The organism is Acinetobacter indicus CIP 110367 (genome assembly GCF_000488255.1).
GTDB lineage: Bacteria > Pseudomonadota > Gammaproteobacteria > Pseudomonadales > Moraxellaceae > Acinetobacter > Acinetobacter indicus.
Genome location: NZ_KI530759.1, coordinates 100,314 through 110,000 on the forward strand (window position 1 = coordinate 100,314; position 9,687 = coordinate 110,000).

General features: G+C 42.1%; 2 protein-coding genes and 2 rRNA genes. 1 reads left to right on the forward strand and 3 read right to left on the reverse strand.

What is annotated here, in order from left to right; genetic code table 11:
- Positions 1 to 44: 44 nt before the first annotated feature.
- Positions 45 to 4,472 carry a hypothetical protein gene (locus P253_RS14895; RefSeq protein WP_035363674.1) on the reverse strand — a complete coding sequence of 1,476 codons (4,428 nt, stop codon included), beginning with the start codon at positions 4,470 to 4,472 and terminating at the stop codon, positions 45 to 47.
- Positions 4,473 to 4,678: 206 nt separating this feature from the next.
- Between P253_RS14895 and P253_RS14900 the strand changes: the two genes are divergently transcribed.
- Complete coding sequence (locus P253_RS14900) at positions 4,679 to 6,055, forward strand: dihydrolipoyl dehydrogenase (RefSeq protein ID WP_016659556.1); 1,377 nt, start codon at positions 4,679 to 4,681, stop codon at positions 6,053 to 6,055.
- Positions 6,056 to 6,177: 122 nt separating this feature from the next.
- Here the strand turns inward: P253_RS14900 and rrf are convergent.
- Positions 6,178 to 6,292, reverse strand: a 5S ribosomal RNA gene (gene rrf / locus P253_RS14905).
- A 191-nt stretch (positions 6,293 to 6,483) separates the two neighbouring features.
- Positions 6,484 to 9,374 (reverse strand): 23S ribosomal RNA (locus tag P253_RS14910).
- Between the last annotated feature and the right edge of the window lie 313 nt (positions 9,375 to 9,687).

The window sequence follows — 9,687 nt, forward strand, 5'->3', positions numbered from 1 at the left end:
CTCCCATAAAAAAACAGCGCCGAGGCGCTGTTTTTATTTCATTATTATGGCGTACACTCCGAGGTATTTGTACCAAATGGACTAATTGCATTAATCGAATAAATGCCATTGAAATCCTTATCATTACCTTGCTGGTTACGTAGAAGATGAGGATAACTATTTGACATTCTATACGAATTTGATTCTGCTGTAGCATCAATACGTACATTTAACCATTGAGCATACGTTTTTGGATAAGTTATTACAAAATTAATTTCACCTGAATTATTTGTAACCCCAGTCCATGTCGCATCATTACTTGCCTTAAACTTAACAACATCTAATGCTACATTCGCATTTGTGACGTGGGTAACATCTACAGCAAAGTTACAGAGCAAGCTTTGATTGACTAGTACAGGGTTATTAATATTATTACCTTGATAATAATTTTGACCAACAAATACCCATTTCATTTCACTAGTTGGAGGAGTTATGGAATTTGTTGGTGCTAATGCCCATAAATTTTGCCCTCTAATATAACTTTGAGGTTTAATTTTAAAGCTTACATTCTGTTCTTTTACTAAATTTCCAAGTTCATCTTTTACTGTAGCTTTTAACGTTTGCTCATAAGCATTACCATTGGCTACAGGTTCTAAATGATTATCTGTAATATTAATTACTAGATTGTTAAGAGATTTTCTGACTACATCCAGTATATAAGTTTGGGTAGCACCTGAAAAACTTGCACTCAGCTCCAAATCTTCATTGATAAAAGCAGTCTCAGTATAATTACGACGTAAACTTTCATCAATTTTAATGTTAAATGTAGCTGCCCCATTATTATCAGTTACAAGCCCAGATGGACCTTGTATATAAGCCCCATTAAAGTTTGAATTCTTTAAAGCCAATGTAACATATTCATTAGCCACTGCACCACCAAACTGATCACGTAAATTCACATTAATTGTGGCGGTTCCATCTACAACATTAATAGTTGATTGACTAGGTTTAATGAACAGACTGTATCTTGGTGTAGTCGATGTCGGATCTGTTACATTTAAATGAATAACTTGGTTAACATCAATACCATTCGTAGTATTGGTAGCATCTAATGTAATACCACTAGCAATTAATGCATCCTTATCAAAACCTTCTGTTGGAATATAGAGCGTGAAAAATCCTCGACCATCTTCGTCAGTTTTGACAGTCCATTTCTCAGCAATATTTTCTGGTAAAGGATGATTATTTTCATCAGAAGTATTTTCTTCAGTAATAAACCCTACATTTTTCCCTGTTGTCGTATTTGTCTTACGTACAGCTAAGCTGACGGTTTCATTCCTAACAGGGTTATTAGAAGCATCAAGTAGACGCACAACGACTATAGTTCTGTCTCCGCCTGGATTTAAATTGTTTTTAAAACTAGTTATTTCGAGATGATTTGGATTTTCCACATCTTCAACTGTAAACGTTAAAATAGTAGGAATTTCATTACCCTTTGGATCTCTAATTACGCCTGTAACTCGAATAGAGTGTAATATATCCGTCGTTATACCTTTTGGTACCTCTAAGGCAAATTCAATTGAACTATTTGCTGGTATAAGCACACCCTCTATATCAACACCATTGGCTTTTAACTTAACACCAGCATCGATGGCTTCTTTATTCAAGCTTAATCGCATCGGTGTACCTGTAACAGTATTAACTCCCATTTCATCTTTAACAGCTGCATACACTTTAATTGTTTGCCCAGCTGTCACTGTTTTTACATCTGAGGTTAAACGTGGGTTTAACGCATTTGCAGGAGCAGTAATATTAATTGCACCTGTTTGCTGTAAACGGTCACCATTATTTAAGTTTGTACCTACTACAGCAAAGATAATGCCATTTTTGATCAAACTAGGGTCATACTCTCCCTCGGCTACGGTCACGGTAAATTCAGCTTCACCATCACTATTCGTTTGAGTTGGTATATTGCTTAATGACACACGACTAGAAGTGAGACTAGATAAAGCAATTGCAATTGGTGTATTTGGAATAGGCTTACCCTTTTCATCAACTGCTGTAATTTTGACGCGAGTCTCACCACCGAGAACAGAAATAGGATCTAATGGCTTATCTTCTATTGTAGTAAACAGAAAGTTAGCCAAGTCTGGTAAAACGACTGGTGGTTGTGCAACATCAACTTTCTTTGTAACAGTAAATGCGGAACCATCTGTACGAGTTGATTTAACAACTACCGTTAAACCATTCGCAATTAGATTCGTGAGTTCAGTAACATTGCCCGCTTTTACTTTAATTGTAAATTTTGCATGACCATTTTCATCTGTGCGAATAGCTTGCGTAGAAACGTAACTCACACCATTATTTAATGCTGCATCATTTAAACCAATACTGATCAGCTGATTTTTAAGTAATTCGCCATCTGTACCTTTTGCGGTGACATTAACAGTTAATGTTTGCTCTTGACCAACTGTTAAAGTCATGTCTCCCAACATATCAACAGTAAAATGATCTAGATCAATCACACCTTGCTCTGTCGGTGCTTTGAAATTCAGACGCAATGTTTGTGTCTTACCATTTGCTGAAGTCGCAACTAACGGTACACCTTGAATCGCTAAAGCAGCTTGCTCAGGCGATAAATTTGCCTTGTAGTCAATAGTAAAAGTTGCATATCCATCTGCACCGGTCTGTTTGGAAGACTGACCTGTATGACTCAAGCCTAAATCTTGCAACTGTTCATCACTTAAAGACCCTGCAATATTTAAAGACACAGTTTCGCCAATTAGTGCACTACCGTTTACACCGACTGCCTTCACTTTAACTGTGAAAGTTTGAGTTTTTGTATAATCAAATACCGCTAGTTTTGGATCTGTCGAAGAAGTAATTGGATCTATAGCTAAATAGCGCACCGCTTGTTCAGAAACTTCTTCATCAGAAACTGTAATAGCAATTGAATTGCTTACACCATTGTCAGTCGTAAAATTAGCTTTAATTCCTGCTTTTACCAATGCTTCTACTGCAGCAGGTGTTTGGGCATTAGTCTCAATATTAAAAGTGGCAAACCCGTTCACCAAGTCTTTTTCCGCAGCCCCTTCGAATGTTACACCATTTGATGTCGCCTCAGTATTTAAGTCAAGTTTAACCTTACCTTTAGTTGCTGCTAAGCCTTTATTATTAATCGCCTTAACAGTTACAGCAACAGAGTCATTTTTTGCATTCATTTTATATGAAGATGCAATTTCTAAACGCTGAATAGCCTCCGCATCTGAAGCATTTGTATTTTCTGTTACTACATCAACAATAACGCTACCAGAGGCAAGGTTAATACCATCTGTATAGGTTGCACTTAACGACATCCCTGTGTTAGATAAAGCAAGTGGATGTGTAACATCGGCCGTGCTAATCGTAAATTCTGCAATACCTTGCGCATTCGTTTTAGCAGTCGCATTATTGAGTTTAACGCCATACGCGAGTTCATCCTTTGTAAAGCTCAAACGAATCTCTTTTCCACTTAATGGCTCATGTTGATCATTCTTTGCTAATACTTTGATTTTTACGGGTGTTGTACTTTTCGCAGCAACAGCCTGATCTGGCTTAATTACTGAAAGAGTTGAGACAATCTGAGATGTGTCTTTAAATGTTAAATCTGCTGTTGCGGTTTTTTCCGCCTTATGTTCATCAATTAGCAAAAAACTTAATGTTTCAGACTTACCTGCAAAAGTAGCAAGATCAGCTGATGTAAAATTACTACTCGCTTTAAGTGTATATTTCACCTCACCCTGAGCATTTGTTTGTTGAGTTGCTGCGCCATTAGTGATAATAAATTTACCGTGCATCGCTTCAGGCATATTTAAAGTAACAGACTGATTCGCTTTAATACCACCCTTAGCATCTGTTACAGTCGCAGTGACATCCACACTGCCATTTGGTAAATTTAATACTGTGCCCTGAGTCACATTGATTCTATAGTCACTGACAATCGTACTACTTTTTTTAATATTTAAAGTGTATGGAATACTGACTGAAGTGCCATCAACAGTAGCTGTTAATTGTACTGAACCTTCAGCTTCTGTTAATGCAGGAACATTAATTTCAAAAACAGCTACACCATTTTCATCAGTCGCAACTACAGAGTTGGTACTGCTTACACCAAACTCATTTGTCGCAATTGATAAGCGAATATTTTTGTTGGCAATACCACCATTATCTTCATTTAAAGCTTTAACCGCCAAGTAAACTTTTGAATTATCTGGTGCAAATTGAATTTCCTGACTACTCGCACTCTGTAAATCTCTTGTTAAATGTGTTGCTACCTGTGACGTGTCTGTTGTTGAGGTATTGTCTCCACCACTATTTGGAGGATTAGTTGTACTACTATTATCCGTATTGTAATAACCATCACTTCCTCCACCGCCACATGCAACCAATGCGATAGAAGAAGCCAATATTGTAGACTTTGCCCCTAATTTTTTTAAGTTAATTAAATATGTCATATAAGTACCCATAGTTTTTATAAATGTCACAGTTCCGCATTAAAGTTACGGCTTTTAACGGAATTTACTCAAAATTACAAAAATATTCAATGTAAATCTTCTAAACTACAAATTAAAGCCATTTATCTATGCTTAATCATAGCTATTTCACATTAAACTTAATAAATTCATATTATTTAACTATTCATAAAATAAGCGTAATTATCATGTACGACATTATTATTATTGGTGCAGGCACAGCAGGAATCACTGCTTATCAAGAAGCCATCAAGCACACACAAAATATTCTTATTATTAATGACGGTTCCTGGGATACGACCTGTGCCCGAGTGGGCTGTATGCCCAGTAAAGTGCTGATTTCTGCTGCACATCGCCTACACGATTTGCAAGAAACAGATAAAGTTGGTCTCAACATCAAAGCCCAGGTCGATACCACACAGGTGATGCCGCATGTCCGCGCTTTACGTGACCATTTCACCCAGGCCACTTTAAAAGAAGTTGAAAGCTGGGATGCACAACACAAAATTCAAGGCAAGGCAGAGTTTATTGATGCTCAAACCGTACAGGTGAACCAACAGCAATATCAGGCCAAAGCCTTTATTCTGGCTGTCGGCTCTACCCCAACCTATGACGCTGAATGGAAGCAGCAGCTCGGTGAACGACTGATTACCTCAGATCAAATCTTTGAACTAGACGCCATCCCTAAATCTTTAGCCGTGATTGGCAGTGGTGTCATTGCACTGGAGCTGGCTCAAGCCATGCAAAGGTTGGGCTGTGATACGACAATATTCGCACGAAGCCGTCGTGTTGGTGCCCTGACCAGCCCTGATCTGCAACAACTCGCCCAAGAACTTCTCAGCAATGAATTAAAGATTAAGTTTGAAGTCTTACCGCAAAACGTGCGAAAGATAGGCAATCAGGTCAAGCTTGAGTTTAGCGAGCAAGGTCAAACGCAGCACCTTATGGTTGATTATGTATTGGTGGCCACCGGCCGTCGTAGTCATTTAGATTCGCTGAATCTACAACAGATTGACTCTCAATTTGGTAATCTTAAAGAGCTACCGATTGATCCACAAACCAAACAACTGGGAAATTACCCAATTTTTGTGGTTGGTGATGCGCATACTTCTACCCCCATTCAGCATGAAGCAGCCCATGAAGGCCGAGGTGCAGTGCATAACTGCCTTAATTATCCAAAACTGAAGAGTTTAAAAGACTTAACACCGCTGAGTATTGTGTTTAGTCAACCGGAAATGGCAATTGCTGGCCAAAGCTATAAACAGCTTAAAAACAAGAACATCGACTTTGTGATTGGAAAAGTGTCTTATGAGCGCCAAGGTCGGGCGATGGTTCTGGCTAAAAATAAGGGTGCTGTTGAAATTTATATTGATAAACGTACACGCCAGTTATTAGGCGCAGAACTCTTTGTAAAATCTGCCGAACATTTTGCCCATACTTTTGCCTGGCTAATTGATGAAGGGGTAACGTTAGATGAACTTCTTGCTAAGCCTTTCTATCACCCGACGCTTGAAGAAGGTTTAAGAACGGCTTTAAAACATGCTCGCCGACAGCTAAGAGATTAAGAGGAAAGTTAATCTTCTCTCTTTGCTCTATTTTTCTCATTTCACTGTCATTATTTCTCACACAAATTTTCTGCATAAAAAAATCCCCCTGCTGTTTAAGCTAGGGGGATTTTGAATTAATGAGCTGGCGATGACTTACTCTCACATGGGTAACCCCACACTACCATCAGCGCTAAGAGGTTTCACTTCTGAGTTCGGGAAGGGATCAGGTGGTTCACTCTTGCTATTGTCGCCAGCACAACTGTTATGGACTTGTTCGGGTCTTAGTTACTTTGCTTAAGCTTGATGCTTTTGCATGTAATGCCTTACTTTGTTCCAAATGAGTTATTAACGGATTGGCCATTGGGTCTGAATTTTATTGTGTCGCATTAACTAAATCAAGGATTAGTTTAGAATTCAGCTTGATACAACAACTGTTTGGGTGTTGTATAGTCAAGCCTCACGAGCAATTAGTATTGGTCAGCTTCACATATCGCTATGCTTCCACACCCAACCTATCAACGTCCTAGTCTCGAACGGCTCTTTAGAGGACATGAAGTCCTAGGGAAATCTTATCTTGAGGTAGGCTTCCCGCTTAGATGCTTTCAGCGGTTATCCCTTCCGAACATAGCTACCCGGCGATGCGACTGGCGTCACAACCGGTACACCAGAGGTTCGTCCACTCTGGTCCTCTCGTACTAGGAGCAGATCCTCTCAAATTTCCAGCGCCCACGGTAGATAGGGACCGAACTGTCTCACGACGTTCTAAACCCAGCTCGCGTACCTCTTTAAATGGCGAACAGCCATACCCTTGGGACCTGCTTCAGCCCCAGGATGAGATGAGCCGACATCGAGGTGCCAAACACCGCCGTCGATATGAACTCTTGGGCGGTATCAGCCTGTTATCCCCAGAGTACCTTTTATCCGTTGAGCGATGGCCCTTCCATACAGAACCACCGGATCACTAAGACCTACTTTCGTACCTGCTCGACTTGTGGGTCTCGCAGTTAAGCGCGCTTTTGCCTTTATACTCTACGCGTGATTTCCGACCACGCTGAGCGCACCTTCGTACTCCTCCGTTACTCTTTAGGAGGAGACCGCCCCAGTCAAACTACCCACCAGACATGGTCCTCGTCCCGGATCACGGGACAGAGTTAGAACCTCAACATTACCAGGGTGGTATTTCAAGGACGGCTCCATTGGAACTGGCGTTCCAACTTCAAAGCCTCCCACCTATCCTACACAAGTAAGGTCAAAGTTCAATGTCAAGCTGCAGTAAAGGTTCACGGGGTCTTTCCGTCTAGCCGCGGGTACACTGCATCTTCACAGCGATTTCGATTTCACTGAGCCTCTGCTGGAGACAGCGCCGCCATCATTATGCCATTCGTGCAGGTCGGAACTTACCCGACAAGGAATTTCGCTACCTTAGGACCGTTATAGTTACGGCCGCCGTTTACTGGGGCTTCGATCAAGAGCTTCGCTTACGCTAACCCCATCAATTAACCTTCCAGCACCGGGCAGGCATCACACCCTATACGTCCACTTTCGTGTTTGCAGAGTGCTATGTTTTTAATAAACAGTTGCAGCGGCCTGGTTTCTGCGGCTGTCAACCGCTCAGGGAGCAAGTCCCATCACCGTCAACAGCGTACCTTCTCCCGAAGTTACGGTACCATTTTGCCTAGTTCCTTCAGCAGAGTTCTCTCAAGCGCTTTGGTCTACTCGACCTGACCACCTGTGTCGGTTTCGGGTACGATTCCAGTGTAACTGAAGCTTAGAGACTTTTCCTGGAAGCATGGTATCAGCCACTTCGCTAGTAAACTAGCTTGCTATCAGCTCTCAGCATAGAGCACCCCGGATTTGCCTAAGATGCATGCCTACAGCCTTCCACCTGGACAACCAACGCCAGGCTGACTTAACCTTCTCCGTCCTCTCATCGCATTACACTGAAGTATTGGAATATTAACCAATTTCCCATCGACTACGCCTCTCGGCCTCGCCTTAGGGGTCGACTCACCCAGCCCCGATTAACGTTGGACTGGAACCCTTGGTCTTTCAGCGAACGGGTTTTTCACCCGTTTTGTCGTTACTCACGTCAGCATTCGCACTTCTGATACCTCCAGCAGACTTCTCAATCCACCTTCATCGGCTTACAGAACGCTCCCCTACCACGTATACAATGTATACATCCGCAGCTTCGGCACATAGTTTTAGCCCCGTTACATCTTCCGCGCAGGCCGACTCGACTAGTGAGCTATTACGCTTTCTTTAAAGGGTGGCTGCTTCTAAGCCAACCTCCTAGCTGTCTATGCCTTCCCACATCGTTTCCCACTTAACTATGATTTTGGGGCCTTAGCTGGCGGTCTGGATTGTTTTCCTCTTGACTACGGACGTTAGCACCCGCAGTCTGTCTCCCGGATAGTACTCATCGGTATTCGGAGTTTGCATCGGTTTGGTAAGTCGGGATGACCCCCTAGCCGAAACAGTGCTCTACCCCCAATGGTATTCGTCCGAGGCGCTACCTAAATAGCTTTCGGGGAGAACCAGCTATCACCAGGCTTGATTAGCCTTTCACTCCTATCCACAAGTCATCCCCTGGCTTTTCAACGACAGTGGGTTCGGTCCTCCAGTTAGTGTTACCCAACCTTCAACCTGCTCATGGATAGATCGCCTGGTTTCGGGTCTACACCCAGCAACTATACGCCCTATTAAGACTCGGTTTCCCTACGGCTCCCCTATGCGGTTAACCTTGCTACTGAATGTAAGTCGCTGACCCATTATACAAAAGGTACGCAGTCACCGAACAAGTCGGCTCCCACTGCTTGTATGCATGCGGTTTCAGGATCTATTTCACTCCCCTCACAGGGGTTCTTTTCGCCTTTCCCTCACGGTACTGGTTCACTATCGGTCAGTCAGGAGTATTTAGCCTTGGAGGATGGTCCCCCCATATTCAGACAAGGTTTCACGTGCCTCGCCCTACTCGTCATCATTATGTGTGCCCTTTCGTGTACAGGACTATCACCCACTATGGTTGCACTTCCCAGAGCATTCCACTAAAACACACATAACTTAATGGGCTGTTCCCCTTTCGCTCGCCGCTACTGAGGGAATCTCAATTGATTTCTTTTCCTAAGGGTACTGAGATGTTTCACTTCCCCTCGTTCGCCTTGCAACACTATGTATTCATGTTGCAATACCTACCTTATGGTAAGTGGGTTTCCCCATTCAGACATCTCCGGATCAAAGGATATTTGCCGCCTCCCCGGAGCTTTTCGCAGGCTATCACGTCTTTCTTCGCCTCTGACTGCCAAGGCATCCACCACATGCACTTAATTACTTGACTATACAACCCCAAACAGTCGTTAATCCCTACAAGTAGGATTAAGACAATTAAATAAATCAATGATCTATTTAATCTACAGTTCGAAGTCTCGTGCACTTAAGCACCGTACAGCTTCAATCTAAATTCATATACCAAAACGCTTGATTCAGTTAATTTGCTAGTTCTCAATTCAATCTACGTTCATCAACCCGTCATAACAACGCGTTAACGTATATTGATTGAGTGAACAATTTATTTCAGACTCAATTTTGCCAATCTGTTAATGATTCACTGCATCCTCGTCGGACTGCAGTCAACTGTGATAAATCACAGA

Excerpts from the sequence above, each read along its gene's own strand:
- P253_RS14895 (WP_035363674.1), bottom strand. The coding sequence starts at position 4,472 with ATGACATATTTAATTAACTTAAAAAAATTAGGGGCAAAGTCTACAATA.
- P253_RS14900 (WP_016659556.1), top strand. The coding sequence starts at position 4,679 with ATGTACGACATTATTATTATTGGTGCAGGCACAGCAGGAATCACTGCT.